Source organism: Vallitalea maricola, from assembly GCF_036985595.1.
GTDB lineage: Bacteria > Bacillota > Clostridia > Lachnospirales > Vallitaleaceae > Vallitalea > Vallitalea maricola.
This window is the reverse complement of the sequence record NZ_BTPU01000486.1, coordinates 1-229: the sequence shown is the minus strand read 5'-3', so window position 1 is coordinate 229 and position 229 is coordinate 1. Positions and strand designations below refer to the sequence as shown.

The window sequence follows — 229 nt, the reverse complement described above, 5'->3', positions numbered from 1 at the left end:
GTTATGATAACCATGTTACCTAAGATTGGTTTAACGCTTATTATGAATAAGGATTTTGAACAAGTTAAATGGTTAGGTAGAGGCCCTGGTGAAAACTATCCGGATAGTAAGGAAAGTAGTAAGATGGGTGTTTACGATAGTTCTATCAACGGCTTATACACGCCTTATCCATTCCCACAGGAAAATGGTAATCGTGGAGATATGGTATGGGTTTCTCTATACAATGCAG

The 229-nt window shown here is 38.0% G+C and carries 1 protein-coding gene; it reads left to right on the top strand.

Features of this window, described 5'->3' with window-relative positions; translation table 11 throughout:
• Positions 1-42: 42 nt before the first annotated feature.
• Positions 43-229 (top strand): beta-galactosidase small subunit-related protein (locus AACQ14_RS24705; RefSeq protein ID WP_339366168.1); only part of this gene is annotated, 187 nt, incomplete at its 3' end.